This window comes from Herbiconiux sp. J20-20 (genome assembly GCF_057365085.1).
The window spans coordinates 1,920,056-1,945,134 of record NZ_CP195122.1; the positions used below are offsets into that span (position 1 = coordinate 1,920,056).

At 70.4% G+C, this 25,079-nt stretch carries 32 protein-coding genes; 19 read left to right on the forward strand and 13 right to left on the reverse strand.

The genetic code is table 11. The annotated features are described in order from the left end of the window. Positions 1-4 precede the first annotated feature (4 nt). Positions 5-757 carry a winged helix-turn-helix domain-containing protein gene (locus tag ACR3ZA_RS09255; RefSeq protein WP_473662303.1) on the reverse strand — a complete coding sequence of 251 codons (753 nt, stop codon included), beginning with the start codon at positions 755-757 and terminating at the stop codon, positions 5-7. Positions 758-1,078: 321 nt separating this feature from the next. Further along, positions 1,079-1,711: a uracil phosphoribosyltransferase gene (upp, locus tag ACR3ZA_RS09260; RefSeq protein WP_473661683.1), complete on the reverse strand. Its 633-nt coding sequence runs from the start codon at positions 1,709-1,711 to the stop codon at positions 1,079-1,081. Between the two features lie 109 nt (positions 1,712-1,820). Here upp and ACR3ZA_RS09265 point away from each other — a divergent pair, with 109 nt between their 5' ends. Beyond that, positions 1,821-2,270: a deaminase gene (locus tag ACR3ZA_RS09265; protein WP_473661684.1), complete on the forward strand. Its 450-nt coding sequence runs from the start codon at positions 1,821-1,823 to the stop codon at positions 2,268-2,270. A gap of 12 nt (positions 2,271-2,282) precedes the next feature. On the opposite strand, the gene ACR3ZA_RS09270 is transcribed toward ACR3ZA_RS09265, so the two are convergent. After that, on the reverse strand, positions 2,283-2,636 hold the full coding sequence (locus ACR3ZA_RS09270) for a hypothetical protein (protein WP_473661685.1): 354 nt from the start codon (positions 2,634-2,636) through the stop codon (positions 2,283-2,285). Between the two features lie 18 nt (positions 2,637-2,654). Further along, on the reverse strand, positions 2,655-3,617 hold the full coding sequence (locus ACR3ZA_RS09275; protein ID WP_473661686.1) for a cation diffusion facilitator family transporter: 963 nt from the start codon (positions 3,615-3,617) through the stop codon (positions 2,655-2,657). A gap of 121 nt (positions 3,618-3,738) precedes the next feature. Between ACR3ZA_RS09275 and proC the strand changes: the two genes are divergently transcribed. Continuing rightward, positions 3,739-4,521, forward strand: coding sequence for a pyrroline-5-carboxylate reductase (gene proC / locus ACR3ZA_RS09280; protein ID WP_473662304.1), 783 nt, complete (start codon positions 3,739-3,741; stop codon positions 4,519-4,521). Positions 4,522-4,542: 21 nt separating this feature from the next. Here the strand turns inward: proC and ACR3ZA_RS09285 are convergent, their stop codons facing one another. Both ACR3ZA_RS09285 and ACR3ZA_RS09290 read right to left on the reverse strand, forming a co-directional pair. After that, a complete protein-coding gene (locus ACR3ZA_RS09285) occupies positions 4,543-5,211 on the reverse strand; it encodes an NAD-binding protein (protein WP_473661687.1) in 669 nt (222 codons plus the stop codon). Further along, complete coding sequence (locus tag ACR3ZA_RS09290; RefSeq protein ID WP_473662305.1) at positions 5,204-6,586, reverse strand: potassium transporter TrkG; 1,383 nt, start codon at positions 6,584-6,586, stop codon at positions 5,204-5,206. The genes ACR3ZA_RS09285 and ACR3ZA_RS09290 overlap by 8 nt, the downstream gene beginning before the upstream one ends. Before the next feature lie 116 nt (positions 6,587-6,702). Between ACR3ZA_RS09290 and ACR3ZA_RS09295 the strand changes: the two genes are divergently transcribed. From ACR3ZA_RS09295 to ACR3ZA_RS09305, 3 genes are all read left to right on the forward strand, one after another. Next, positions 6,703-7,215 carry a metalloregulator ArsR/SmtB family transcription factor gene (locus ACR3ZA_RS09295; RefSeq protein ID WP_473661688.1) on the forward strand — a complete coding sequence of 171 codons (513 nt, stop codon included), beginning with the start codon at positions 6,703-6,705 and terminating at the stop codon, positions 7,213-7,215. Between the two features lie 108 nt (positions 7,216-7,323). Then, a complete protein-coding gene (locus ACR3ZA_RS09300) occupies positions 7,324-7,518 on the forward strand; it encodes a helix-turn-helix domain-containing protein (RefSeq protein ID WP_294179675.1) in 195 nt (64 codons plus the stop codon). A gap of 106 nt (positions 7,519-7,624) precedes the next feature. Further along, positions 7,625-7,723 carry a 30S ribosomal protein bS22 gene (locus ACR3ZA_RS09305; RefSeq protein WP_003792170.1) on the forward strand — a complete coding sequence of 33 codons (99 nt, stop codon included), beginning with the start codon at positions 7,625-7,627 and terminating at the stop codon, positions 7,721-7,723. Between the two features lie 106 nt (positions 7,724-7,829). Here ACR3ZA_RS09305 and ACR3ZA_RS09310 read toward each other — a convergent pair whose 3' ends face one another. Continuing rightward, on the reverse strand, positions 7,830-8,606 hold the full coding sequence (locus tag ACR3ZA_RS09310) for an HAD-IB family hydrolase (protein ID WP_473661689.1): 777 nt from the start codon (positions 8,604-8,606) through the stop codon (positions 7,830-7,832). Between the two features lie 33 nt (positions 8,607-8,639). Between ACR3ZA_RS09310 and ACR3ZA_RS09315 the strand changes: the two genes are divergently transcribed. From ACR3ZA_RS09315 to ACR3ZA_RS09325, 3 genes are all read left to right on the forward strand, one after another. Next, positions 8,640-8,894, forward strand: coding sequence for a glutaredoxin family protein (locus tag ACR3ZA_RS09315; protein ID WP_473661690.1), 255 nt, complete (start codon positions 8,640-8,642; stop codon positions 8,892-8,894). Then, positions 8,891-9,190 (forward strand): Dabb family protein, encoded by a 300-nt coding sequence (locus ACR3ZA_RS09320; RefSeq protein WP_473661691.1) that lies wholly within the window; start codon positions 8,891-8,893, stop codon positions 9,188-9,190. The genes ACR3ZA_RS09315 and ACR3ZA_RS09320 overlap by 4 nt, the downstream gene beginning before the upstream one ends. 81 nt (positions 9,191-9,271) lie before the next feature. Next, positions 9,272-9,451 (forward strand): DUF1508 domain-containing protein, encoded by a 180-nt coding sequence (locus ACR3ZA_RS09325; RefSeq protein ID WP_473661692.1) that lies wholly within the window; start codon positions 9,272-9,274, stop codon positions 9,449-9,451. Positions 9,452-9,457: 6 nt separating this feature from the next. Here ACR3ZA_RS09325 and aspS read toward each other — a convergent pair whose 3' ends face one another. From aspS to ACR3ZA_RS09340, 3 genes are all read right to left on the reverse strand, one after another. Further along, a complete protein-coding gene (gene aspS / locus ACR3ZA_RS09330) occupies positions 9,458-10,789 on the reverse strand; it encodes an aspartate--tRNA(Asn) ligase (RefSeq protein ID WP_473661693.1) in 1,332 nt (443 codons plus the stop codon). Positions 10,790-10,850: 61 nt separating this feature from the next. Beyond that, a complete protein-coding gene (locus tag ACR3ZA_RS09335; RefSeq protein ID WP_473661694.1) occupies positions 10,851-11,207 on the reverse strand; it encodes an HNH endonuclease in 357 nt (118 codons plus the stop codon). Between the two features lie 11 nt (positions 11,208-11,218). Continuing rightward, on the reverse strand, positions 11,219-11,575 hold the full coding sequence (locus tag ACR3ZA_RS09340; protein ID WP_473662306.1) for a MerR family transcriptional regulator: 357 nt from the start codon (positions 11,573-11,575) through the stop codon (positions 11,219-11,221). Positions 11,576-11,765: 190 nt separating this feature from the next. Here ACR3ZA_RS09340 and ACR3ZA_RS09345 point away from each other — a divergent pair, with 190 nt between their 5' ends. From ACR3ZA_RS09345 to ccsB, 6 genes are read left to right on the forward strand one after another with little or no spacing between them, the layout of a single operon-like run. Next, positions 11,766-13,289, forward strand: a complete 1,524-nt coding sequence (locus ACR3ZA_RS09345) for a SulP family inorganic anion transporter (RefSeq protein ID WP_473661695.1) — start codon at positions 11,766-11,768, stop codon at positions 13,287-13,289. 42 nt (positions 13,290-13,331) lie between these two features. Beyond that, positions 13,332-13,964, forward strand: a complete 633-nt coding sequence (locus ACR3ZA_RS09350; RefSeq protein ID WP_473661696.1) for a histidine phosphatase family protein — start codon at positions 13,332-13,334, stop codon at positions 13,962-13,964. Next, positions 13,964-14,560 carry a redoxin family protein gene (locus ACR3ZA_RS09355; RefSeq protein WP_473661697.1) on the forward strand — a complete coding sequence of 199 codons (597 nt, stop codon included), beginning with the start codon at positions 13,964-13,966 and terminating at the stop codon, positions 14,558-14,560. Before ACR3ZA_RS09350 ends, ACR3ZA_RS09355 begins: the two co-directional genes overlap by 1 nt. Beyond that, complete coding sequence (locus ACR3ZA_RS09360) at positions 14,557-15,288, forward strand: cytochrome c biogenesis protein CcdA (RefSeq protein WP_473661698.1); 732 nt, start codon at positions 14,557-14,559, stop codon at positions 15,286-15,288. The genes ACR3ZA_RS09355 and ACR3ZA_RS09360 overlap by 4 nt, the downstream gene beginning before the upstream one ends. Continuing rightward, positions 15,269-16,924 (forward strand): cytochrome c biogenesis ResB family protein, encoded by a 1,656-nt coding sequence (resB, locus tag ACR3ZA_RS09365; RefSeq protein WP_473661699.1) that lies wholly within the window; start codon positions 15,269-15,271, stop codon positions 16,922-16,924. Before ACR3ZA_RS09360 ends, resB begins: the two co-directional genes overlap by 20 nt. Beyond that, the gene (gene ccsB, locus ACR3ZA_RS09370) at positions 16,924-17,898 is read left to right on the forward strand and encodes a c-type cytochrome biogenesis protein CcsB (protein WP_473662307.1); all 975 of its coding nucleotides are present in this window, start codon (positions 16,924-16,926) and stop codon (positions 17,896-17,898) included. Before resB ends, ccsB begins: the two co-directional genes overlap by 1 nt. A 9-nt stretch (positions 17,899-17,907) precedes the next feature. On the opposite strand, the gene ACR3ZA_RS09375 is transcribed toward ccsB, so the two are convergent. Then, on the reverse strand, positions 17,908-18,531 hold the full coding sequence (locus tag ACR3ZA_RS09375; RefSeq protein WP_473661700.1) for a hypothetical protein: 624 nt from the start codon (positions 18,529-18,531) through the stop codon (positions 17,908-17,910). 64 nt (positions 18,532-18,595) lie between these two features. Next, positions 18,596-19,591, reverse strand: coding sequence for an o-succinylbenzoate synthase (locus ACR3ZA_RS09380; protein WP_473661701.1), 996 nt, complete (start codon positions 19,589-19,591; stop codon positions 18,596-18,598). Positions 19,592-19,636: 45 nt separating this feature from the next. Between ACR3ZA_RS09380 and ACR3ZA_RS09385 the strand changes: the two genes are divergently transcribed. Genes ACR3ZA_RS09385 through ACR3ZA_RS09395 form a run of 3 tightly spaced genes read left to right on the forward strand, consistent with a single transcriptional unit; the run spans position 19,637 to position 22,796 of the window. Further along, entirely contained in the window at positions 19,637-20,632 is a 996-nt protein-coding gene (locus tag ACR3ZA_RS09385; RefSeq protein ID WP_473661702.1) for a 1,4-dihydroxy-2-naphthoyl-CoA synthase, read from the forward strand. A 16-nt stretch (positions 20,633-20,648) separates the two neighbouring features. Further along, complete coding sequence (locus tag ACR3ZA_RS09390) at positions 20,649-21,773, forward strand: AMP-binding protein (RefSeq protein WP_473661703.1); 1,125 nt, start codon at positions 20,649-20,651, stop codon at positions 21,771-21,773. Between the two features lie 9 nt (positions 21,774-21,782). Next, positions 21,783-22,796, forward strand: a complete 1,014-nt coding sequence (locus ACR3ZA_RS09395) for a 1,4-dihydroxy-2-naphthoate polyprenyltransferase (RefSeq protein ID WP_473661704.1) — start codon at positions 21,783-21,785, stop codon at positions 22,794-22,796. On the opposite strand, the gene ACR3ZA_RS09400 is transcribed toward ACR3ZA_RS09395, so the two are convergent. After that, positions 22,793-23,044: a DUF4229 domain-containing protein gene (locus tag ACR3ZA_RS09400; protein ID WP_473661705.1), complete on the reverse strand. Its 252-nt coding sequence runs from the start codon at positions 23,042-23,044 to the stop codon at positions 22,793-22,795. The genes ACR3ZA_RS09395 and ACR3ZA_RS09400 overlap by 4 nt on opposite strands. A gap of 39 nt (positions 23,045-23,083) precedes the next feature. Between ACR3ZA_RS09400 and ACR3ZA_RS09405 the strand changes: the two genes are divergently transcribed. Together ACR3ZA_RS09405 and menD are read left to right on the forward strand one after the other, a co-directional pair. Further along, a complete protein-coding gene (locus ACR3ZA_RS09405) occupies positions 23,084-23,428 on the forward strand; it encodes a PLDc N-terminal domain-containing protein (RefSeq protein ID WP_473661706.1) in 345 nt (114 codons plus the stop codon). Beyond that, positions 23,409-25,076: a 2-succinyl-5-enolpyruvyl-6-hydroxy-3-cyclohexene-1-carboxylic-acid synthase gene (gene menD / locus ACR3ZA_RS09410; RefSeq protein WP_473661707.1), complete on the forward strand. Its 1,668-nt coding sequence runs from the start codon at positions 23,409-23,411 to the stop codon at positions 25,074-25,076. Before ACR3ZA_RS09405 ends, menD begins: the two co-directional genes overlap by 20 nt. Positions 25,077-25,079 lie beyond the last annotated feature (3 nt).

Here is a 25,079-nt window from a genome sequence, read left to right on the forward strand (position 1 = left end):
GAGGCTAGAACACGTCGGGCGAGGGTGTCGAGGCCCAGCGGATCGCGACGTCGGCGTGGCGGTCGAAGCGGTAGCCGGCGCCGCGGACGGTGCGGATCACGTCCTCGAAGGCGCCGAGCTTCGAGCGCAGGCGGCGCACATGCACGTCGATCGTGCGCTCGTTCGGCGTCTCCTCGTCGTTCGTCTCGCCCCACAGCGACGAGATGATCTCGCTGCGGTCGATCGTGCGGCCTTCGCGCAGCACGAGGAACTGCAGCAGCTCGAACTCCTTGTAGGTGAGCGGGGCGACCTCGCCGTCGAGCAGCACGCGACGGCGCGAGATGTCGATGACGACGCCCGCCTTGGGCTCCGGCGGCGGCGTGACGACGGCGGCGGCCTGGCGCTGACGCGCGAGCGCGGCCGGGTCCTGCAGGGCGAGTCGCACGACGTCGACGTCGCGCCCTCCGGCGCCCGCGGGGGCCAGCGCGACGGCGGCGTAGCTCTCCGCGCCGGGAGCCAGCTGGGCGACCAGGGCCTTCAGCTGGGTCACGATGGCGGGCAGGTCGGTGCCGGCCTCCGCGGCCTTGGCCTCGTCGATGCCGACGTAGAGGGCGAACCCTCGTGCCTCGGTTCCGTCGGGGACGGCGCGGATGCGGGACTCCGGCGCGGTCGGCTGCTCGTCGCGCGCTAGCGGCGTCGCGAGGTCCGCGACGGGGCGGGGTCGCACGGGAGCGTGGGCGGGCGGCTTGCGGAGCGAGTCAAGGGTGGCGAGAGACATGTCGTCGAATCCTTCGTTGGCGGGCGACGTGGGGGTCGGATCATCCACGGTGGTTCGCCTCGCGAGAGTGGAGCGGGTGTGCGGGGTGGCGGAGTCGATGCCCCGAGCGGGCAGATTCCGGGAGTCCGTGGTGCTCAAGCATGGGAGCGCATTCGGGACTCGGCGAGAGAGGAAAGTTCTCTACGCACACATTCGACAACAGGTGACCGCGCGCGCCGACATCATGTCGGCGGCCCCACAAGCCTCGAAGGAGGTCAGGGCGTGCGTGCGGTCGGTCATGCCTGTCAGTTTCTTGCACCGGAGCGCAAAACGCAACCCGTCTCAGACGGTTCCGTACAGGCGATCTCCCGCGTCGCCGAGGCCCGGCACGATGTAGCCGACCTCGTTGAGCTTCTCGTCGAGGGCGCCCAGCACCACGGTGACGTTGCGCCCCTCGGTTGCCGCGCGCACCGCTTCGACGCCCTCGGGGGCGCCGAGCAGGCAGATGGCGGTGACGTCTTCGGCGCCGCGATCGAACAGGAACTCGATCGCGGCGACCAGCGAGCCTCCGGTCGCGAGCATCGGGTCGAGCAGGAAGCACTGGCGACCCGCCAGATCGTCCGGAAGGCGCGTCGCGTACGTCGTCGGCTGCAGCGTCTCCTCGTCGCGCACCATGCCCAAAAAGCCCACTTCGGCCGTCGGCACCAGCGCGGTCATCCCGTCGAGCATGCCGAGGCCGGCACGCAGGATCGGCACGACGAGCGGACGGGGCTCGGCGATCTCGACGCCCATCGTCTCGGTCACCGGCGTGGTGACGCTCACCGGCGTCACGCGCACATCGCGCGTCGCCTCGTAGGCGAGGAGCGTGACCAGCTCGCGAGCGAGGTTGCGGAAGGTCGGGCTCGGGGTGCGCTCGTCGCGAAGCACCGTGAGCTTGTGGGTGATGAGCGGGTGGTCGGCGACGTGGAGGCGCATAGGCTCAATCTATCGGAACGCGCACCCCGCCCCGGCGGCCCACCGTTTCGAATGGTGCCAATTCAGCTTGGCGCCATGCTGAACTGGCAGCACCGAATCGGGAGGGTGGATGACCGACGACGAGGCCATGGAGCTCGCCCTGGCCGAGGCGCGCGCCGCCCTCGCGACCGGCGACGTTCCGGTTGGCGCCGTCGTACTGGACGGCCACGGCCGGGTTCTGGCGACCGGACGCAACGAGCGCGAGCTGCACCAGGATCCGACCGCGCACGCCGAGGTCGTCGCCATCCGTCGCGCGGCCGAGGCGATCGGCGACTGGCATCTGGACGACGCGACGCTCGTCGTCACGCTCGAGCCGTGCGTGCTGTGCGCGGGGGCGATCCTCGCGGCGCGCATCCCGCGCCTGATCTTCGGCGCCTGGGACGAGAAAGCGGGGGCGGTGGGGAGTCAGCACGACCTGGTACGCGATCGACGCCTCCCGCACCGGGTCGAGGTGACCACGGGTGTGAGAGGCGTCGAGGCGGCGGAGCTGCTCCGCGAGTTCTTCGAGCAGCGGCGCTGAAGCCGCGCGGGGCTACTCCCAGAGCACCGCGATGATGACGTTGACGACCGCGAGCCCGCCCGCGGCGTGGAAGGCCGGCTTGATCTTGCCGCCCTTGCGCTTGTTGATGCTCGCGAGGATCGCCGCGGCGAGGATGACCAGGGCGATGATGAGCTTGACCGCGATCTTTGCGTTGTCGACTCCCATGTCGCCCATCTGGCGGATCGCGACGAGGGCGAGGCCGGTCACGACCTGGGTGATCGCGCCGGTGAGCAGGATGTCGGTGCGGAATCCGGAGTTCGCGCGCATCTGCACGAGGAACACCCCGATGATCGCCGCCAGGCCGAGGAAGTGCAGAACGAGAACGAGATTGAGGGCGATTTCCATGGTGCTCCTTCGTGGGCGCTAGTCGGCGCTCTTGATGACGATGGCGTCGGTCGGCGGGTTGTAGTCGTGCGGTGAGTGGAAGACGTCGGGCTCGATGTAGATGATGCGCGCGTGCGGCACGGCGGCGCGCACGCTCTTCTCGACCGAGTTGATCGCGCTCGCGACGTTCGACATCGAGGTGCCCTTGGGGAACGCGAGCTTCGCGCCGACCATCAGCTCGTCCGGACCCACGTACAGGGTCTTCATGTGGATGATCGTCTCGACCTGCGGGTGCGAGGCGAGCGCTTCGCGGATCTTCGCGACGTTGGCCTGCGTCGCGCCTTCGCCGACGAGCAGGCTCTTCGTCTCGATGCCCAGGACGAGCGCGACGAGCACGAGCAGGACGCCGATCGCGATGGTGCCGATCGCATCCCAGATCGGGTCGCCGGTGATGATCGTCAGACCGACGCCGATCAGGGCGAAGGTCAAGCCCAGGAGTGCGGCGATGTCCTCCAGCAGCACGACGGGCAGCTCCGGCTGCTTGGCGTGGCGCACGAACGCGACCCAGCCCTGGTCGCCGCGAGCGTGGTTCGACTCGATGACGGCGGTGCGCAGCGAGAAAGACTCGAGGACGATGGCGATGACGAGGACGACGATCGGCAGCCACGGCACTTCGAGCGGGTGCGGGTGCTGCAGCTTGTCGATGCCTTCGTAGAGCGAGAACACGCCACCGACCGAGAACAGCACGATGGCGACGACGAAGGCGTAGACGTAGCGCTCGCGCCCGTAGCCGAAGGGATGCTCGGCGTCCGCCTTGCGCTTGGACTGCCGTCCGCCGAACAGCAGCAGGCCTTGGTTGCCCGCGTCGGCGAGCGAGTGCACGCCTTCGGCGAGCATCGCGCTTGAACCGGAGAACGCGAACGCGATGAACTTGGTGATCGCGATTCCGGAGTTCGCCAGCAGAGCCGCGATGACGGCCTTTGTTCCGCCCGAGGTGCTCATCGATTCGGTCCCCTCTGCGCTCGAAACCGGGCGCGCGGTCCCAAGTTACACTCTGCGAGTGACCGCTTCCTCCTCCGAAACGACTCGTCTGCCCCGCATCGCGATCCTCGGCGCGGGTTCGATGGGAGGGGCCATCCTCGCGGGGCTCCGCCGCTCCGCCGCCGCCGGCGATGGAGTCGTCGTCACGACGCGCAGCGCCGCGAGCGCCGCACGCATGTCGACCGACGGGATCGAGGCGATCTCGCTCGAGACGACGCCGGGCGCGAACCGCCGCGCCGTGGCAGGTGCGGGGCTCGTCCTCCTCGCCGTCAAGCCGGCGATGATCGCCGACCTGCTGCGCGAGATCGCCGACGCGCTGGAGCCGAACGCCATCGTGGTGAGCGTCGCCGCGGGGGTCACCACCGGGTCGATGGAGGCGCTCGTCGCCAACCCGGTCGTGCGCGCGATGCCGAACACCCCCTCGCTGGTGGGGCTCGGCGTGACCGGGGTCTCGGCGGGCTCCCGCGTCGACGACGCGCAGGTGGCACTGGTGGAGGCGCTCTTCGCGACCGTCGGCGAGGTCATCGTGGTGCCGGAGGGGCAGCTCGACGCGCTCTCCGCCGTGTCCGGCTCCGGTCCGGCCTACGTCTTCCTGCTCATCGAGCGGTGGACGGAGGCCGCGATCGATCTCGGCTTCACTCCCGAGCAGGCGAAGCTGATGGTCGAGCAGACCGTGCGCGGGGCGAGCGAGCTGCTGGCGGGGGCCGACGTCGAACCGACCGAGCTGCGTCGCCGCGTGACCAGCCCGAAGGGCACCACCGAGCGCGCGGTCGCCGTGCTCGAAGAGGCCGAGCTGCGCGACCTGTTCACGCGCGCCGCGGACGCCGCCGTCGCGCGGGCGAAGGAGATCGCCGCAGGGTCCTGACCCGAGCGCGCGGTCGGCGACTCAGCCGAGGGCCGCGAAGCGGTCGAGGTCGGCGACCTTCCCGCTGGCGATGATGAGATCGTGGTTCGAGACCACCGTCTCCGCCGTCGCGTAGGTGAACTCCTTGCCGGGGCTCTTCACGCCGACGACGGTGATGCCGTACTTGGTGCGCACGTGCGAGTCGGTGAGGCTGAGCCCGCGGATCGGCTTCGGCGGGTACATCTTGACGATCGCGAAGTCGTCGTCGAACTCGATGAAGTCGATCATGCGCCCCGACACGAGGTGCGCGACACGCACGCCGGCCTCCGCCTCGGGGTAGATCACGTGGTTCGCGCCGATGCGCGAGAGGATCTTGCCGTGCGACTGGCTGACCGCCTTGGCCCAGATCTGCGGGATCCCCAGGTCGACGAGGTTCGCCGTGATGAGCACGCTCGCCTCGACGTAGGAGCCGACGGCGACGACCGCGACCTTGAAGTCGGCGGCGCCGATCTGGCGCAGGGCGTCGATCGAGCGCGCATCCGCCTGCACGGCGTGCGTCACCCGGTCGGCCCACTTCTGCACCAGGTTCTGGTCCTCATCGACCGCGAGCACCTCGCGGTTGAGTCGCTGAAGCTGCCCGGCGGTCGCGGCGCCGAATCGGCCGAGGCCGAGCACCAGAACCGGGGCGTCGTGGGGGATTCGCTCAACCAACGATGGGCCTCTCTTCGGCGCGCGTGAACAGCTGACGGCGTTGGCTCGCCGCGAGTGCGGCGGCCAGTGTCACGGTACCAACTCGACCCGCCCACATGGTGGCAGCGAGGACATACTTGCCCGCATCCGGCAGGGTCTCGGTGAGTCCGGTGCTGAGTCCGCAGGTCGCGAAGGCGGAGATGACGTCGAACAGCACGCGGTCGAGAGGCTCGTCGGTGATCCGCAGGATGACGATCGAGGCGGCGGCGACGATCGTGGCTCCCCAGAGCACGACGCTGACCGAGAGGCGCAGCACGTCGTTCGGGATGCGGCGATCGAAGGCCTGCATGTCGGTGTCGCCCTTGGCCTCGGCGTAGGCGGCGAGGAACAGCACGGCAAGGGTCGTGACCTTGATGCCGCCCGCGGTCGAGGCGGAGCCGCCGCCGACGAACATGAGCATGTCCATGACCAGGTGCGCGGCGCCGTTCATGGCGCCGACGTCGACGTTGGCGAAGCCGCCGGAGCGGGTCATGAACGACAGGAACGTCGCCGTCATCGGCCGCGCGGCCGCGTCCTGGCCGCCCAGCGTCGCCGGGTTCGACCACTCGAGCACGAGGATCGCGACGGCGCCGAGGATCACCAGCGCGATGGTGGTCACCAGGGTGAGCTTGGCGTGGATCGGCAGCCGAGCCCGGAAGCGCACGGTGCGCAGCACGGCGAAGATGACGGGGAAGCCGAGGCTGCCGAGGAAGACGCCGAAGGCGATTGTGGTCAAGAACCACGGGTCGGTGGCGAACGGCTCCACGCCGGCCACCGTCGGCACGAATCCGGTGTTGGTGAAGGCGGAGGCGGCGAAGTAGAAGCCCTTCCAGGTCGCCGACCAGGGGTCGAGGCCGTGCAGCATGAGGCGCGGCACGAGTGACAGCATGAGGATGAACTCGATGATGAGGGTCGAGAGCGCGACCGTCGCGAGCAGCCCGCCGATCTCGCCGAGCCGTACCGCCTGCGATTCGGCGACGGGGCCGGCGTGCAGGCGCGAGGCGTTGGTGTCGCTCGCGGCGATGAGTCGCGCACGCAGGCCGAGGCGGCGCGAGACAACCAGCCCGAGGATGCTTGCGAGCGTCAGCACGCCGATGCCGCCGACCTGGAGACCGACCAGGATCGCCACGTTGCCGAACGTCGACCAGTGGGTCGCCATGTCGACGACGACCAGGCCGGTGACGCAGATCGCCGAGACAGCGGTGAAGAGGGCGTCGACGATCGGGGTCGCCTGGCCGTCGCGCGCGGCCCACGGCGTCGCGAGAATCGCGGTCAGAACGAGGATCAGGCCGGTGAAGATGAGGATCGCGAACCGCGACGGGGAGCGCCTCGCGAAGTCGTCGAAGGCGTCCCGGATGCGCGCCGGGCGCGACCGCGAATCGGGGAACCGACCGGATCCCCGCCGCCCTCTCGCAAGATTCGCGCGCACAGGGGGCCATGGTACTCGGGACGCGAGCGATCTAGTCTTGGGTCATGGCCGACATCTTCACGTGTCTCGCGGACGGGACGCGTCGCCACCTGCTCGAACTGCTGCTTGCGCGCGCCCAGGCGGACGAATACGTGGGGGAGGTGTCCGTGGGCGAACTCGTCGAGGCGCTCGGGCTGAGCCAGCCCACCGTGTCGAAGCATCTCAAGGTGCTGCGCGATCACGGGCTGGTCGCGGTGCGCGAGGAGGGCCAGCACCGCTACTACCGGATCGACCCCGCACCGCTCGAGGAGCTTGACGGGTGGCTCTCGCCGTTCCTCGCCCGCGACGCCGAGCGCGTGTCGCAGGAGAGCGACGCCTCGGCCCAGTCGACGGTGTTCGCCGCCTGGGCGGGCACGGGCGTCGCCGGTCGCGTCGGCCGTGCGGCCGCCGACACGGCGCACTCCGCGCGTGCCGCCCTCGACGCAGCGCAGGACCGGCTGCATGGGGCGCAGGCGCGGCTCGAACGCGTGCAGCACAAGGTGAGCGAGATCCTGCCGTTCCGCGGCTCCAAGGAGTAATGCGGGCCTAGACAGCGCCGTCCGGCCCCGCTAGTCTCGCGATGCACTCCTGTCACAGGAGTCACACAGATCACACGAGACACGACCGCGAGTCGGAACGGAGGCGGCATGGCCCAGGATCTGTCCGACGTGCGCTTCCTCACCGTCGCCGAAGTGGCCGAGATGATGCGCGTCTCGAACATGACCGTCTATCGGATGGTTCACGCCGGGGAGCTCCCGGCCGTGCGCTTCGGGCGCAGCTACCGCATCCCCGAATCGGCGGTCTCGCACGCGATCGAGCTGCCCGAGTCGAACGTCGGCTGAGCGCTCGTTTCGCTCGATCCAGGGTCTCCGGGTAGACTCCGGAGGTTAGATTTCCGCGGTTCGGTTGAGGACCCGGTGGTCCCAACTTTGAACAAGCGAGGTGAACATGGGTTCCGTCATCAAGAAGCGCCGCAAGCGCATGGCGAAGAAGAAGCACCGCAAGCTGCTGCGCAAGACGCGCCACCAGCGCCGCAACAAGAAGTAAGTCGCTCTGCGGATTGAGTAGCGCGACGCGCGTATCGAAATCTGCGGATTGAGTGCGCGAAGCGCGTATCGAAATCCACCGAGCGCACCAGAAACGCCCGAGCCGTCTAGGCCGGGCGTTTTTGCTGTGCCGAGCGCTTCACCCGTCGCGCCTCCCGTGCGACCCGCTTCCGTGCCGCCCGGATGCTCTTGGCGGTCAGCCGGAGGATCGGCCAGCCGTGCTTGTGCGCGTGGTGGGTGAGGATCGCATCCGGGTTCACGGCGATCCGATTGCCGACCAGCTCCAGCAGCGGGATGTCGTTGCGGCTGTCGGAGTAGGCCCAGCAGTCGGCGACGTCCGCCCCCGCTTTCGCCGCGAGGGCGCGGGCCGCCGCGGCCTTCCGCTCGGCGTGCAGCACGTGCCCGACCAGCTCTCCGGTGTAGACGCCGTCGATGGTCTTCACCTGGGTGCCGAGTGCACCGGTCAGCCCCAGCTTGCGGGCGATCAGGTCGCCGACCTCCCACGGGGTCGCCGAGACCAGCCAGACCTCGTGGCCTTTGCGCAGGTGGTCGCGGGCGAGCTCGACCGACTCGGGGTAGAGCCGCGGCTGGATCCGGCGCTCCCAGATGCGCTCGCCCAGGCCGATGATCTGCTCGCGGGTGTGGCCGGCGGCGAGTCCGAGGGCGCGCTCACGGGCCGAGACGAGATGCAGGTCGTTCTCGCCCACCGCGATGAAACGGGCCTGATGCCAGACGAAGCGCCAGATGTCTCGCCAGCGCAGCAGCCCGCTCGCCACGGCCTCACGGCCCACCTGGAAGATGCTGGTGCCGCGCATGAGCGTGTTGTCGACATCGAAGAACGCGATGATCGGGCGATCGCTCGGGCTGAGGTCGGAGACGGACATCGGCGCCACTCTAGCCGCCGGTAGGGTGGCGACGTGAGTGCACCACGCCTGACTCTGGTCGGAAAGCCCGGCTGTCATCTGTGCGACGACGCACGGGCTGTGGTGCTGCAGGTGCTCGAAGAGTTCCCCGGCGTCCGTTTCGATGAGCGATCGATTCTCGACGACACAGAGCTGTTCGATGCGTACGTCGAAGAAATCCCGGTCGTGCTCATCGACGACCGGGTTCACACCATCTGGCGCGTCGACCCGGAGCGGTTGCGTCGTCGACTCGAGGAGGTCACCGCATGATCCGTCACATCGTCGCCTGGAAGCTCAAGGCCACCGAGCCCGCCGAGAAGGAGGAGGCCGCGCGGCGCCTCGCTGTCGGGCTGCAGGAGCTTGTGCCGATCATCCCGGAGATCCAGCACCTGACGGTCGGCGCCGACGTCGGCGTCGTCGACGGCAACTGGGACGTCGCGTTCTGGGTCGACTTCGCCTCGCTCGCCGACCTCGACACCTACCAGTCGCACCCCGCGCACGTGGCCTTCGCGGCGCTGCCGCGCGAGCTGACCAGCGATCGGGTCTGCGTCGACCTCGACCTCTAGGCTGCTGGCGGCGCCCTGGTCAGCGCCGCGGCTCCGTGCTTAGGTGGAGGTCAGAGGCAACCGAACAAGGGAGTTCGCACCATGAAGTTCCAGATCGTCAAGGGCAAGAGCGAGAAGCAGCCGTACTTCTGGCGCATCGTCGCGTCCAACGGCCAGACGCTCGCGGTGAGCGAGAACTACGTGCAGAAGTCATCCGCGAAGAAGGCCGTGGAGTCGGTCATCAGCAACGCGGCCGGCGCGACGATCGAGGACCTCGCCTGAGGCCGACTACGGCGTGAGGCGGTTCGGTCCGCGGAACAGGTACGTGACCTCGCGGATCGACGACTGGTGCAGCAGCAGCATGATCACGCGGCTGAGACCCATGCCGAATCCGCCGTGCGGCGGCACGCCGTAGCGGAAGAAGTCGAGGTAGAAGTCGAGCTCCTCGGGCTCGAGGCCCTTCTCCTTGGCCTGCTCGATCAGCACGTCGACGCGGTGCTCGCGCTGGGCGCCGGTCGAGATCTCGACGCCGTTGAAGACGAGGTCGTAGCTGTTCGTGAGGCTCGCGTCGCCCTCGTGGCGCATGTGGTAGAACGGCCGGATTCCGGTCGCGTAGTCGGTCACGAAGACGAACTCGTGGCCGAGCTCCTCGCGCACGTACTCGCTCAGGCGGCGCTCGCCCTCGGGGTCGAGGTCGCCGTCGGCGCGCGGCACCGTGTAGCCGCGCTTCTCGAGAATCTGGTGCGCCTCGGCGAGCGGGATGCGCGGGAACGGCAGGCTCGGCACGGTGACGGTGACGCCGAACGCGGCCTCGATCTCGGCGCCGTGCTTCTCGGCGACCGCGGTCAGGCCGGCGACGAGCAGCTGCTCGTGCATCCGCATGACGTCCTCGTGGCTCTCGACCCAGCTCATCTCGGCGTCCACCGAGATGAACTCGGTCGCGTGGCGGCTCGTGAAGCTCGGGTCGGCGCGGAACGCGGGCGCGACCTCGAAGACCTTGCCGAAGCCGGCCGGCTGCGCCATCTGCTTGAAGAACTGTGGGCTCTGCGCGAGGTAGGCCGTGGTCTCGAAGTACTCGACCTCGAACAGTTCGGCGCGGGACTCGGAGGCGCTGGCCATGAGTTTCGGGGTGTGGATCTCGATGAAGTCGTTCTCGACCCACCACGTGCGCAGCGCGTGCAGGAACGTCGTCTGCACGCGGAAGATCAGGTTCTGCTCCGGGCGGCGCAGGTCGAGGAAGCGCCAGTCGAGGCGCTTGTCGATCGACGAGTCGTCGGCGATCGGCGAGTCGAGGGCGGGCGCCGCCACGTCGAGTCCGGAGATCTTGATCTCGAGGCCGCCGAGCTTGACGCGCTCGTCGTGCTTGAGCTCGCCGGTCACCGTGAGGAACGTGCCGGTGGAGAGTGCCGAGATCGACTCGGTGAGCTCGAGCGCGGGCTGCTGCTCGGGGCTCTCGGCCTCGCGCGTCGCCGGGTTGACGAGCTGAACCGCTCCCGATTCGTCGCGAAGGATGACGAACTGCACCTTCTTTTGATCTCGCACCGTTTCCACCCATCCGGAGACGGAGACGGGGCCGTCGGCAAGTGCGGCGAGGTTCTTGATCAGAGTGCGGTCGGTCACGGGGGTCGAGTCTACTTCGACGGCGCCGACCGCACGGTGCGCGGCCCGGAGGTACCGGCGCTCAGAGCTCGGGCGAGCGCGGGCGGAGCTCGGCGACCACCTCGGCGAAGCGCACCAAAAAGCGCGGCTCGTCCAAGCGCTTGCGCCGCATCCACGAGGTGACCTCGTCGTTGCTCTTGCTCGCGTTGCACGAGGCGCAGGCCGGCACCACGTTGTCGAGCGTGTAGCGGCCGCCGCGCGAGATCGGCAGCACGCAGTCCTTCTGCAGCGCGGGGGCGACGCTTCCGCAGTAGGCGCAGCCGCCCCAGGCTGCAACGATCGCGTCCCACTGCGGCACGGTCAGGTCGTTGTCGGCGAGGGCGACGCGTCGGCGTCGGCGCCGGGCCGCCCGCACGCGTCGAGAGCCGCCGGTCGCCATGGCTTCAGAATCTAGTCCGCCGCTCCGCGCAGCGAGCGGAGGCGCGTGAGGAAGTCGTCGGCCATCTCGACCTGCCCGAGCAGGGCGGCGCGGCGCTCCTCGGCGTCCGAGATGAAGCGGTCGAGCTCGGCGATGTCGTGCTGCTGGGTGGCTTCGTTGATCGCGGCGAGCACGGTCGCCATCTGCTCGAGCGAGTAGCCGAGCGGCTTCATGCGGCGGATGACGAGCAGGCGCTCGAGGTCGGATTCGGTGTACTCGCGGTACCCGGCGGTGGTGCGTCCGCTCGGCGTCAGCAGGCCGATCTCGTCGTAGTGGCGCAGGGTGCGGAGCGACAGCCCGGAGCGCTCGGCGAGCTCGCCGATGTGCATGACCGTGCCCGGGGCGGTGCTCACGCGATTCCTCACAACCTTCACGTTACGGTAGTGTTCCTGAGGGCGCGGTTCGCCGTGTCCGTCGTCACCCAGGTGATCCACTCTCTCGTATCGTGCGACGCGGCGCGATATCTCCGCCCCCGCGTCTCGTGCCGAGCGCTCTCGGGGCCCGTCCCTCAGGAGTCCCATGACCACGCCTGCCCTCGCGCCGATCCGTCCCAACCGCTACAAGGCCGAGCCGAGCGTGCTCACCGCGCTGCGGACCCCGCGCATCCTGACTCGCGAGGTGCTCGCCGGTCTCGTCGTCGCCCTCGCCCTCATCCCCGAGGCCATCTCGTTCTCGATCATCGCGGGCGTCGACCCGCGGGTGGGCCTGTTCTCCTCGTTCGTGATGGCCGTCTCGATCGCCTTCCTCGGCGGACGCCCCGCGATGATCACCGCCGCCACCGCGGCCATCGCCGTCGTGATCGCTCCGGTGATGCGCGACTACGGCTACGACTACTTCATCGCGACCGTCATCCTCGGCGGCGTGTTCCAGGTGATCATGGGTGTGCTCGGTGTCGCCAAGCTGATGCGCTTCATTCCGCGCAGCGTCATGATCGGATTCGTCAACTCGCTCGCGATCCTCATCTTCAGCGCGCAGCTGCCGCACCTGATCGGCGTCCCGTGGCTGGTCTACCCGCTCGTCGCCGCCGGCATCCTGATCATGGTGCTCATGCCGAGACTCACCAAGGTGATTCCGGCGCCGCTCGTCGCGATCGCGCTGACCACCGCCGTGGTCGTCGTGATGGCCCTCAACGTGCCGACCGTCGGCGACGAGGGCGAGCTGCCGAAGAGCCTGCCCGAGCTGTTCATCCCGAGCGTGCCGCTCACCTGGGAGACGTTCACGATCATCGCGCCCTACGCGCTCGCCATGGCGGTCGTCGGTCTGCTCGAATCGCTCATGACCGCGAAGCTCGTCGACGAGGTCACCGATACCCACTCGCGCAAGACGCGTGAGGCCTGGGCGCAGGGCGTCGCCAACCTCCTCTCCGGCTTCTTCGGCGGGATGGGCGGCTGCGCGATGATCGGCCAGACGATGATCAACGTCAAGGCCTCCGGGGCGCGCACCCGCATCTCGACGTTCCTCGCCGGGGTCTTCCTGCTGATTCTCGTCGTCGGCCTGGGCGACCTGGTCGCGATCATCCCGATGGCGGCCCTTGTCGCGGTCATGGTGATGGTGTCGGTGGCGACGTTCGACTGGCACAGCATCCGCCCGTCGACGCTCAAGCGCATGCCGAAGAGCGAGACGGCCGTCATGGTCGCCACCGTCGTGATCGTCGTGCTGACCCACAACCTCGCGATCGGCGTCGTCGCCGGCGTGCTCGTCGCGATGGTGCTGTTCGCGCGACGGGTGGCGCACTTCGTCACCGTGACGCGCGTGCTGCCCGAGGACGAGCAGGTGCCGACCGCGTACTACACGGTCGACGGCGAGCTGTTCTTCGCCTCGAGCAACGACCTGACCACCCAGTTCGAGTACGCCGACGACCCGGAGCGGGTCGTGATCGACATGTCGAACTCGCACATCTGGGATGCCTCCACGGTCGCGGCGCTCGACGCGATCGTCACCAAGTACGAGCAGCACCACAAGCGCGTCGTGCTGGTGGGGATGAATCAGGCGACCACCGAATTCCACGGGCGGCTCAGCGGGGGCGTCGGCGGCGGTCACTGACCCCGTCCGGCCGCACTCGGCCAGCGCGCCTACAATCGAGCCGTGCCTGCTGACCTCGTTCATCTCGTCCGTCACGGAGAGGTCGAGAATCCGACCCGGATTCTCTACGGCCAGCTGGAAGGCTTCGGGCTCAGTGAGCTCGGTCACCGGATGGCGGAGGCGGCCGCCGCGTCGCTCGACGGCCACAGCATCACCGGCATCCTCTCGAGCCCGCTGCAGCGCGCGCAGGAGAGCGCCGCGCCGTGGGCCGCGCGCTTCGGCCGCGGCGTGGTGCTCGACGAGCGGCTCATCGAGCCGCGCAACCGCTTTCAGGGGATCAATGTGCGTCGGGATCTGCGTCGCCGCCCGGGCCTGTGGCCCTACACGGTCAACCCGCTGCGCCCCTCCTGGGGCGAGCCGTTCGCCTCGATCCGCGTCCGCATGATGTCCGTCATCGCCGAGGCGCACGAGGTGGCCAGCGGGGGAGAGATCGTCCTCGTCAGCCACCAGCTGCCGATCTGGATGGTCGCGCGCAGCGTCTCGGGGCGTCGACTCGCGCACGACCCGCGCGCCCGCCGCTGCACGCTGTCGAGCATCACGACGCTCGCCAAGGAGGGCGACCGCTTCGTCGAGGTCGACTACCGCGAGCCCGCGGGACACCTGCTCGCCCAGTCGATCGACCTCGGGGCGGTCTGATGCGCGCCCCCGCCGCGGCGCTCGCGCTGCTCCTCTCCGTCGCCCTCGTCGGCTGCTCGACCGCCTCGGGCGGGCTGCTCGACGACTACAACGCGGGCGACGACGGCGGCAACTACGTCTCCGGCGACGGCACGACCACCGCGATCGCCGCCGAGAACCGCGGCGAGCCGATCGACTTCGCGGGGGAGACGGAACTCGGCGACACCGTCTCGAGCGAGGAGCTGCTCGGCCGGGTCGTCGTCGTCAACTTCTGGTACTCGACGTGCCCGCCGTGCCGCATCGAGGCCCCCGACCTCGAGCAGCTCCACCTGGACTACCTGGACGACGAGGTGACCTTCCTCGGTGTCAACGTGCGCGACGACGCCGCCACCACGCGCACCTTCGCGGCCGAGTTCGGCATCACCTACCCCTCCATCGTGGATGCGGCGACCAACGACGTGCAGCTCGCCTTCGCGGGCAAGATCGCCCCGAACGCCGTGCCGACGACCCTCGTGCTCGACCGTGAGGGCCGGGTGGCGGCGCGGATCTCCGGACTCGTCTCCGACCCCGGCCTGCTCGCCCAGTTCATCGACGACGCGCTCGCCGAGGACCTGTGAACCCCGGCGACCTCGCCTTCGCGGGAGACCTCTGGCTCGCGCTGCCGCTCGCGCTCGCCGCGGGACTGCTCTCGTTCGTCTCCCCGTGCGTGCTGCCGCTCGTGCCCGGGTACCTCGGCTATGTGAGCGGCATCGCCAGCGGCGCCGAGCACTCGCGCGGGCGGCTCGTCGCCGGTGCCGCCCTGTTCATCGCGGGATTCTCGGTCGTCTTCCTCTCGATCTTCGTGCTGATCGGCAGCGTGAGCACATTCTTCCTGCGCTACCAGCAGGTGCTGCTGACGATCGGCGGCGCGGTCGTCATCCTGATGGGCGTCGTGTTCATCGGGCAGGTCACGGTGCTGCAGCGCCAGGTCAAGCTGACCTGGCAGCCGCGCACCGGGCTCCTCGGCGCGCCCCTGCTCGGCGTCGTCTTCGCCGTCGGCTGGACCCCGTGCATCGGCCCCACCCTCGCCGCAATGTCGACGCTCGCCCTCACCGGCGATCTGCCCCGCGCGCTCGCGCTCGGCGTCGCCTACTGCCTGGGCCTCGGCATCCCGTTCCTGCTGGTCGCGCTCGGCTTCGGCTGGGTCGGCACGTCGATCGCCTGGGTCAAGCGCCACCTGCGCGCGATCAACATCACCGGAGGGGCGCTGCTGATCGTGCTCGGTCTTCTCATGGTCACCGGCGCCTGGGGTGCCGTCATGACGGCGTTCGGGGGGGTGCTGGCCGGTGTCGTCCTCCCGATCTGATCGCGGCGTTGATCCGCTGCGGCCCGACGACCACGTCGACGCCGCCTCGGCTGCCACCGCGCCGACGCAGCCCCGCCTCGATGCCCGCGGCTACGGTCGCTTCTTCTGGCGGCAGCTCACCAGCATGCGCACGGCGATCATCCTGCTGCTGCTGCTCGCCGTCGCCGCGGTGCCCGGCTCGCTCGTGCCGCAGCGCTCCTCCGACCCGAACGGCGTGATCCAGTACGAGCAGGAGCACCCGGATCTCTACCCGGTGCTCGATTCGCTGGGCCTGTTCAACACGTTCAGCTCGCCATGGTTCTCGGCGATCTACCTGCTGCTGTTCGTTTCGCTCGTCGGCTGCATCCTGCCGCGCACCAAGCATCACCTCGACGCACTGCGCGCCCGCCCGCCGCGCACCCCGGCGCGCCTGGAGCGCCTCGTCGGCTTCCGCCGCGTGGCGGCGCAGGTCGACTCGGAGCGCGCGGTCGAGTCGGCGCGCTCGGTGCTGCGCGGCCAGGGCTATCGCGTCGAACGCTACGACGGAACCGGCTTCCGCTCGATCTCGGCCGAGCGCGGCTATCTTCGCGAGACCGGCAACCTGGTCTTCCACGTCTCGCTCGTCGGGGTGCTGATCGCGGTCGGCATCGGCGGCGGATTCGGCTACAGCGGCCAGCGGATCCTCGTGCAGGACACCGCCTTCACCAACAGCCTGGGCAGCTACGACTCGTTCAATCCGGGCCGCTTCTTCAGTGACGATCAGCTCGACCCGTATGCGCTCCGACTCGACGACTTCGTGGCCGAGTACTCGTTCGACCTGGACACGGTGACCTGGCAGCCGCTCGACTTCGACGCGCAGCTGAGCGTGCGCGAGCAGGGCGGCGAGTGGGAGGCGCGCAGCCTGCGCATCAACGAACCGCTCGACATCGCGGGCACCCAGGTGTACCTGCTCGGCAACGGCTATGCCCCCGTGGTGACGATTCGCGACCCCGCGGGAACGGTCGTCTCCAGTGGCCCGGTCGCCTTCCGCCCGCAGGACAACAACCTGTTCAGCCTCGGCGTCATCAAGGTGCCCGACGGGCTCGACGAGCAGCTCGGGATGGTCGGCATCTTCGCCCCCGACGCGATCGAGGTCGGCGGCGTGCTGGCCTCGTTCTCACCCGACCCGGCCGATCCGCTCCTGCAGCTCGAGATCTACTCCGGAGATCTCGGGCTCGATGACGGGGTGTCGGTCAACGCGTACTCGCTCGACACCGATGACCTGACGCCGCTGGCCGGACGCACGGCCGAGGAGCCCGCGCTCGAACTCGCGCTCGGCGATGAGGTCGCCCTGCCGAACGGGCTCGGCACCGTCGAGTTCACCGAGCTGCGCCGCTTCGTGAGCATCGACATCCACCACGATCCCTCCCAGGCGTGGGTGCTGCTGTTCTCGATCACGCTGCTCGGCGGGCTGCTGGTGAGCCTCTTCGTGGCGCGTCGGCGGGTCTGGATCAAGGTGCGCGACACCGCGGAGGGAACCGTGCTCGAATACGCCGGCCTCGCCCGCGGTGAGGACGCGCGACTGGCCGACGCCGTCGCCGAGCTGGCGATCCGGCACACGACCGCGCTCGGGGTGGCCGCGCCGGACCGAGACACCGAACCTAGGATGGACGCGTGATGGACACCCTCGCCGCGTACTCGCTGATCGCGAACTATTCCGCGATCGCGCTCTACGTGCTCGCCTTCCTCGCCTTCGTCGGCGACCTCAGCGCCCGATCGGCCGCCGTGACCGCCGGGGCCGAGGAGGCCCGGGCGCTCGCCCGAGAGTCGGCGGCCGCGACGGCCGCAGGCACCCGGACCAGCCTGCTGGAGCGCCTCGCCCGCCCGACCGGCCAGGTCGAGCGCGGCTCGCGCTGGCAGCGGCTCGGCCTCGCCCTGACCGTCCTCGGCTGGGTGCTGCACGTGGCCGCGCTCGTGATGCGCGGCATCGCCGCCGGCCGCGTGCCGTGGGCCAACATGTACGAGTTCGCACTCACCGGCACGGCGCTCGCCGTCGCCGTGTTCCTCGGTGTCCAGCTGTGGCGCGACCTGCGATTCCTCGGCGCGTACGTCACCGGGATCGTCTCGATCCTGCTGGCGCTGGCGACCGTCAACTTCTACGTGGCCGTCTCGCCGCTGCCGCCGCCGCTGCAGTCCATCTGGCTCGTCATCCACGTGTTCGTGGCGACGCTGGCCACCGGATTCTTCGCCATCGGCGGCGGACTCTCGATCGCGCAGCTGCTGCAGGCGCGCCGCGAGGCGGGCCGCGCCGCCGGGCTTCGATTCCTGCAGACCTTCCCGACCTCCGAGGCGCTGGAGCGCCTCGCCTCGCGCGTCATCGTCGTCGGCTTCGCCCTGTGGACCTTCACGCTCATGGCGGGGGCGATCTGGGCCGAGCGCGCCTGGGGGCGCTACTGGGGCTGGGACACCAAAGAGGTGTGGACCTTCATCATCTGGGTCGTCTTCGCCGGCTACATCCACGCGCGCGCGACGAAGGGCTGGCGCGGTTCGCGCAGCGCGTGGCTGGCGATCGTCGGCTTCGCGGCCGTGCTCTTCAACTTCACGGTCGTCAACCTGCTGTTCAAGGGCCTGCACGCCTACAGCGGACTGTAGGCGCGAGCCTCACGAGGCGGGCGTCAGCGCGATCGGAACCCGACCGTCTCCGGTTGAGAACTGGATGACGACCTCGTCGGCCGTGCACTCATAGGGCGCTTCGTTGAACGGGTGCGAGGCGAGGATGTCGCCGAACAGCTCGCTGCCGTCCATCTCGAACCCGCCGACGTCGACCGTCATCGAGACGTCGCTCTCGTTGTGCGAGGTCGCGATCACGCCGTCGGCCACCTCGTAGTCACCGCGGATGCTGCCCGAGATTGTGCCGGTGCCGTCGGCGCCGACGTCAAAGGACAGCTCGAGCGTGAAGTCGGGCGTGTAGGTGTAGCTCGTCTCGGTGAAGCTCAGCCCGGTGTCGCCGTCGATCGTCATCGTGAGGCCGCCGCCGGCGTCTGCGCCGACCGCGTCGTAGAACACCTGCATCTGGTCTTCGGTGATCCGCCAGTCGCCGATCAGGCAGGTCGACTGATCGATCTCGCCGCCGCCGCCCGAGCCGCCGGTGCCCTCGGCCGCCTCGCCGCTCGACGACGCATCCGGTTCGGCGGGCGTCGCGCCGCCGGTGCACCCGGTCAGGGCGAGCGCGGCGGCGGTGCCGGCGATGAGAAGGGCGGACGTGGAACGCGGCAGGGTGATCATGAGGCCTCCTCGGGGCGTTGTCTCGACCCTAACCGGGGCGCGGGTCGCCAGATAGGGGGAGAAACTACTCAGTCTCGGTGAGCAGCCGGTGGCAGCGCTCCAGCCGGTCGCGCCACCATGCGACCCGGTCGGGTGCGGCTGCGTGCTCCCGCACGAGGTCGTCGTCGACGTCGATGCTCCGCACCGGCACCTCGCCGTTCACCGGCACGAGGGGCTCGCGGGTCACATCGGCGGCGAGCAGCGCGGCCGTGCCGAGGCCGCAGTCGAAGGCCAGCTCCGGCACCGCCGCGGCGAGACGCGCCCCCATCGCGAGGCCGACGCTCGACTCCAGCGCGCTCGAGATCACCACCGGAAGCCCCGCATCGGCGGCGATCGCGAGCGCGGCGCGCACGCCTCCCAGCGGCGCCGCCTTGATCACGAGCAGGTCGGCGGCCCCCGCGCGCGCGACGGCGAGCGGATCCTCGGCCTTGCGCACGCTCTCGTCGGCGGCGATCGGCAGCTGCCAGTCGCGCAGCCGTTCGCGCAGCTCGGCGAGCTCGGCGACGCTCGCGCACGGCTGCTCCAGATACTCGAGGTCGAACGGCGCGAGGAGATGCGCGGCGTGCTCGGCCTCGTCGACGTTCCAGGCTCCGTTGGCGTCGACGCGGATGCGTCCGACCGGGCCCAGGAACTCGCGTGCGGCGCGCACCCGGGCGACATCGTCCTCGAGGCTCCGCCCGCGCTCGGCGACCTTCACCTTCACCGTTCGCACGCTGCCGAAGCGCTCCAGCACCGCCAGCACCTGCGCCGCCGCGACGGCGGGCAGCGTCGCATTGATCGGGATGCTGTCGCGGTAGTGCGGAACCTCCGGACCCCAGCCCTCGTCGCAGGTCGCCTGCAGCCAGGCGGCGGCCTCCCGGTCGTCGTACTCGACGAAGGGCGAGAACTCGGCCCAGCCGCGGGGGCCGCGCACGAGCACGAGCTCGCGGTGGTCGAGGCCGCGAAAGCGCGTTCGCAGCGGCAACGACACGACCGCCGCGGTGGAGCGCAGCTCTTCCAGACTCGGCACCGTCGCATCCATTCCCCCATCCTGCCCCCGAAACGTCCGGCTCAGTAGGCTGAACCCGTGAATCCCGTCGTCTCCGAACTGTTCGATGCCAGCCGGTGGGTCGAGGTTCCCGGCTTCACGGAGCTGACGGACATCACCTACCACCACGACGTGACCGGGCGCATCGCCCGCGTCGCCTTCAACCGGCCCGAGGTGCGCAACGCGTTCCGCCCGCGCACCGTCGATGAGCTCGCGGCCGCGCTCGACGACGCCCGGCAGAGCGCCCGCGTCGGCGTCGTGCTGCTCACCGGCAACGGGCCGAGCCCGAAGGACGGCGGCTGGGCGTTCAGCTCGGGCGGCGACCAGCGCATTCGCGGTCGCCACGGCTACCAGTACGAAGGCGGCTCGAGCGCCGAAGGCGGGTCGAGTGCCGCCGAAGGCGGTGTATCGAGACCGGCCGCCGAAGGCGGTGTATCGAGACCGGGTTTCGATACGTCGACTGCGTCGACTACTCAACCCGCGGGACGGCTGCACATCCTCGAGGTGCAGCGCCTGATCCGCTTCATGCCGAAGGTCGTCATCGCGGTCGTTCCCGGCTGGGCGGCGGGCGGCGGCCACTCGCTGCACGTCGTCTGCGATCTCACGATCGCGAGCGCCGAGCATGCGCGCTTCAAGCAGACCGACGCGGATGTCGGCAGCTTCGACGCCGGCTACGGCAGTGCCTATTTCGCCAAGCAGGTGGGGCAGAAGGTCGCGCGCGAGGTGTTCTTCCTGGCGCGCGAGTACGACGCGCAGCGCGCCTACGAGATGGGCACCGTCAACGCGGTCGTGCCGCACGCCGAACTGGAGTCAACCGCCCTGGAGTGGGCGGAGGAGATCCTCGGCAAGAGCCCGACGGCGATCCGGATGCTCAAGTACGCGATGAACCTCACCGACGACGGAATGGTCGGCCAGCAGCTGTTCGCCGGCGAGGCGACCCGCCTGGCCTACGGCACCGACGAGGCCGTCGAGGGCCGTGACGCGTTCCTGCAGAAGCGCGCGCCCGACTGGTCGCCCTACCCGTGGCACTACTGACCGGGAGCGGATCGCGATGACGCGCACCCTCCGGGTGCTCAGGGCCGGGCCGGAGGTGCTCGACGGGCTGCGAACCGCACTCTCGGGCGGGCCGGCGATCCTGGTCACCCCCGACGGGGCCAGCCCGGAGGGCCTGCCCGACACCGTCTCGCTCCCGACCGCGCTCGTGGTCGAGAGCAGCGGGTCGACGGGGCGCCCGAAGCGCATCGCGCTCGGCGCGGACGCCGTGCTGGCGAACGCGGCCGCGAGCGAGTCGGCGCTCGGCGGGCCGGGCCAGTGGGTGCTCGCGCTGCCGACCCACTACATCGCCGGACTCAACGTGCTGGCGCGCTCGATCGCGGCGGGAACCGTTCCGGTCGCGGTCGCCGACGGCCCGTTCACCGCGGCGGCATTCCTCGACGCGGTGGCGCGCCTCGACGCGCCCGAGCGCTTCGTCTCGCTCGTGCCGCGGCAGTTGGCGGTGCTCCTCGCCGATCCGGCTGCGCGAGCGGCGCTCGCCCGCTTCGCCGCCGTGCTCGTCGGCGGCCAGGCCACCCCGACGCCCCTGCTGGCCGAGGCGGCCGACCACGGCATCCGCGTCGTCCGCAGCTACGGCTCCAGCGAGACGAGCGGCGGATGCGTCTACGACGGCCGCCCCAACGGCACGACCGAGGTCCGCATCCACGACGGCGAGGTGCAGCTCGCCGGGCCGACCCTCGCCGAGGGCTACCTGGGCGACCCGGCGCTGACCGACGAGCGCTTCATCCACGATGAGGGGCTGCGCTGGTTCCGAACCGCCGACGCCGGTTACCTGACGGATGAGCCGGAGCCGCGGCTCGTGGTGACGGGCCGGCGCGATGACGTCATCATCTCGGGCGGGGTCAAGGTGGCGCTCGGCGAGATCGAGCGGGTGGTCCGCGAGCTGCCGGGCCTGACCGATGCCGTGATCGTCGGTGCGCCGGATCGTCGTTGGGGGGAGGTGCCGGTGCTCGTCACCGCGCACGATGCCGAGCTGGAGGCGGTGCGCGCGGCGGTCGAGGCGGCGCTCGGCGCCGCGGCCCGACCCGACCGGGCAGTGCGCGTCACCGCGCTCCCGCTGCTGCCGGGCGGCAAGCCGGATCGCCTGGCGCTTCGGGCGCTCGTCGCCTCCCACACGGCCTAGGCTGACGTCGTGCCCAAGCAGCAACGCATCGACCCCCGCAACATCGAGCGCACCCGCGCCAAGCAGAATGCCGCCCGCAGCGGCAACCCGGCCAAGCGCGCGCAGAGCGCCCAGGACGCCGCCCGCGCTCGCGGACCCGTGCGCCCGGCGACGCTCGGCACCTGGATTGCGGCCTCACGCCCGCAGACGCTCGCGCTGGCGATCGCGCCGGTCGCGCTCGGCACGGGGGCCGCCGCGCTGCTCATGGACTCCTGGACCGAGCACTGGGTGCGCGCGCTGCTCGCGCTCGCCGTGGCGGTGGGACTGCAGATCGGCGTGAACTACGCCAACGACTACTCCGACGGCGTTCGCGGCACCGACCGCGACCGCGTCGGACCGCAGCGACTCGTCGGCTCCGGTCGCGCGAAGCCCCGCCAGGTGCTGACGGTCGCGCTGGTGTTCTTCGCCCTCTCGGCGCTGGCCGGGCTCGTGCTGATCTGGCGCAGCGAGCAGTGGTGGCTGCTCGCCGTCGGGGCCGTGAGCCTGCTCGCCGCCTGGTTCTACACCGGCGGCAAGTGGCCGTACGGGTACCTGCCGCTCGGCGAACTCGCCGTGCTGATCTTCTTCGGGTTCGTCCCGGTGGCCGGCACGATGTTCGTGCAGGCCGGAACAGTCAACATCGAGGCGTGGCTCGGCGGTGCGGCGCTCGGCTGCTTCGCCGCGGCCGTGCTGCTGGTCAACAACCTGCGCGATCGGGAGCGCGATGCGCTTCACGCCAAGCGCACGCTCTCGGTGATCATCGGTGCGACCGCGTCGAAGGCGCTGTTCACGCTGCTGATCCTGGTGCCCTACGGCATCCTGGCCTTCTTCGTGCTCTTCTACGAGTTCGCGCCCTACGTGTACTTCTCGCTGCTCGCCGCGGCCCCCGCGCTGCTCATCGTGTGGACGGCCAAGACCGCGCGCGAGCTCGTGATCGTGCTGCAGCTGGTGCTCGTGACGGCGCTGACCTTCGGGGTCGGGCTCGCCGCGGCGATCGGCTTCTAGTCGCCGTCTTCGGCGGCTTCGTCCTCGCCGCGGGTGACGATGCCCGCCTCGCGCTTCTCGCGCGCCGCGAACAGGTCCGCCGCGACGCGGTTGCGCAGCTTTCCGAGTGCGAGGTACGAGATCGCGAGCGCCATGAGCGTGGCCGCGATGGCGGCGATCCACCACTCGATGCCGAGCACGAGCAGGACCACCAGGAGCGCCAGGAAGATACCCACGCGCGCGAGGCTGTAGATCACCCAGGGACGCATTCCCAAAGTCTACGTGGGCGGGCCGCCTAGAATCGGGGCATGCGTTACGTCCTGATCGGTGGCCTGGCCCTGTTCGCGGTCATGGTCTTCTCCATCGTCGACATTCTGGCGATCGACCGATCCCGTGTGCGTCATCTGCCCAAGTTCGTGTGGGTCGTGCTCGTCATCTTCCTGTCCGCCATCGGCTCGGCGCTGTGGTTCACGCTCGGGCGTGAGCGACTGAACAAGGGCCGCGGCCCGTCGAGCACGTCGGGTCCGGCGCTCGGCCCCGACGACGACCCGGAGTTCCTGCGTCGCATCGCGCACGACCAGGAGCGGGAAGAGCGCATTCGCAAGCTCGAGGAGAAGCTCGCCGAGCTCGACGATGACAACCCCAAGGACTGACCCGGTCTCGCCCGCGAGCGCCTTCGCGACAGCCCTGCTGGGTGAGTTCGCGCGCGCCGGGGTGACCGACATCGTGGTGTGCCCGGGCTCGCGCTCGCAGGCGCTCGCCCTCGCCGCCGCCCGTTTCGAGCGGGCCGGACTCCTGCGCCTGCACGTGCGCATCGACGAGCGCGCGGCGGGCTTCCTCGCCGTGGGGCTGGCGCGCGAGAGCGAACGACCCGTCGCCGTGGTGACGACCTCGGGAACGGCGGTCGCGAATCTGCTTCCGGCCGCGCTCGAGGCGGCGCACTCCGGGATCCCGCTCGTGCTGCTGACGGCGGACCGGCCCGATGAGCTGCGTGGCATCGGCGCCAACCAGACCACCCGCCAGCCGGGGATGTTCGATGTCGCCACCCCGCGCAGCTGGGACGTGCCCGCTCCGACGCTTGACGATCCGGTCGAGGCGGGCGCGGTCGAGCTCGTCGCGGAGGCGCTGCGCGACATCGCCGGCCCGGTGCATCTGAATCTGGCGTTCCGCGAGCCGCTCTCGGGCGCCGCGGCGCTCCCGGACGTCGCTCCGGGCACCTGGGCGGCTCCGGCGCCGACGGCGGAACCGGTCGAGCTGCGCGCGGCCCCCGGCACCGTGGTGGTGGCCGGGACCGGCGCCGGAGAGCAGGCCGAGCACGCGGCGCGGGCGCTCGGCGCCCCGCTGCTCGCCGAGGTCACCAGTGGCGCCCGCTTCGGCCCGAACCTCGTGGCGGCGTATCGCGAGCTGCTCGACACGGCGAACTTCGGCGACCGCATCGAGCGCGTGATCGTGTTCGGGCGCCCGACGCTCAGCCGCGAGATTCCGGCGCTCATCGAGCGCGCCGGTGTCGAGACGATCGTGGTCCGCAGCCCCGGTGGCGACGACTACAACCCGGGTCGCGCGGTCGCCCGTCACCTCGACGCGGTGCGCGTCATCGACGATCCCGCGGCGGTGGAGTCGGCGCGCTCCTGGGTGGGTCGCTGGGTGCACGCCTCCCGGCAGCTCGTGGCCATTCCGGAGCAGCGCGGCGCGGTGCTGACCGAGGATCTCGCCGAGCGCGCCCAGTTCGCTCGCGAGCAGCTCGCCCACCTGCGTGCCCCGGTGACCCGGCGGATGCTCGTCGACGCCGTCTGGAACGCGAGCTGGCCGCATGACCGCCTCGTCCTCGGGGCGTCGCGCCTGATCCGTGAGCTCGACCGGGTCGCACCGGGCAAGAAGCTCCGCGTGCACGCCAATCGCGGGCTCGCGGGCATCGACGGCACGATCGCGACGGCCACCGGCATCGCGCTGGCCGCCGAGGCCGAGGGGGCGGAGGGGGTCACGCGCGTGCTGCTCGGCGACCTCGCGCTGCAGCACGATCTCGGCTCACTGCTGGCCGCCGCAGGGGAGGCCGAGCCGCGCCTGCAGGTGATCGTCGGCAACGACGGCGGGGGCTCGATCTTCGATCTGCTCGAGGTCGCCGCCCGGGCCGAACCCGAGCTGATCGATCGCGTGCTGTACACCCCGCACACGATGAACATCGAGGCGCTCGCGACCGCCGCCGGCTGGGAGTACCGCCGCGTCGACACCCGCGCCGACCTCGACGGCGCGCTGACGCCCGCCCCGGGGCGCACCCTGGTCGAGGTCGCCCTCGCCCGTTAGGGT